This window comes from Psychrobacter sp. CAL346-MNA-CIBAN-0220, from assembly GCF_040309805.1.
Lineage (GTDB): Bacteria > Pseudomonadota > Gammaproteobacteria > Pseudomonadales > Moraxellaceae > Psychrobacter.
On sequence record NZ_JBEOPF010000561.1, the window covers coordinates 1 to 250 of the forward strand.

General features: G+C 42.0%; 1 pseudogene. It reads right to left on the reverse strand.

The features are described from left to right. A pseudogene (locus AAEY88_RS14805) lies at window positions 1-170 on the reverse strand (NCS2 family permease); the annotation flags it as partial. Between the last annotated feature and the right edge of the window lie 80 nt (window positions 171-250).

Genomic DNA, 250 nt, shown 5'->3' on the forward strand with positions numbered 1-250 from the left:
GCTAAACATGTGGCAACAAATACTGCACCATGATCCATCCCTGCATCAGCAAGCATCATAGGGTTAACAAAAATGATGTAGGCCATCGTTAAAAAAGTAGTCAGACCGGCCACAGCCTCTTGCTTAAGACTGGTGTTGTTCTGTTTAAGTTTAAATAGTTTTTCTAACATGGAACGGGGTTCCTTGGGCAAAGGTTAACATTGGATTAATGGTTAAATTGCTACAGATGAGGATGCGGTAAGCCTTGTGC